Below are 305 nucleotides of genomic sequence, written 5' to 3' on the forward strand. Positions count from 1 at the left end.
ACTCAACAGCGTACCGAAGTCGAATGCCATTTTTTGTGGGCTGGGCTGGTGGTGCTGGGTCTGCCGTTGTGGTGGGCGTGGTGGCACCGTGGTCTGGTCAAGTGTCCCGTTGCCCTGTGTGGGTGGTGGGGGGCGTTCAGGTGCCTTGCTCGCCAGTGGGTGGGGTGCTATTTTTCCAAGTGTATTAAGACCGGCTCGTGACTTTTCCTTTCGGGGAGGGTTGGGGGTTTGGTTGTTGTGCATTGATGGAGAGTTTGATCCTGGCTCAGGACGAACGCTGGCGGCGTGCTTAACACATGCAAGTC

General features: G+C 57.7%; 1 rRNA gene. It reads left to right on the forward strand.

Annotated features, from left to right (window positions below):
• Positions 1 to 242: 242 nt before the first annotated feature.
• Positions 243 to 305: ribosomal RNA gene (locus Q0789_RS16640) — 16S ribosomal RNA — on the forward strand; the annotation flags it as partial.

Origin of the sequence: uncultured Pseudokineococcus sp., from assembly GCF_947499845.1 — a bacterium.
GTDB lineage: Bacteria > Actinomycetota > Actinomycetes > Actinomycetales > Quadrisphaeraceae > Pseudokineococcus.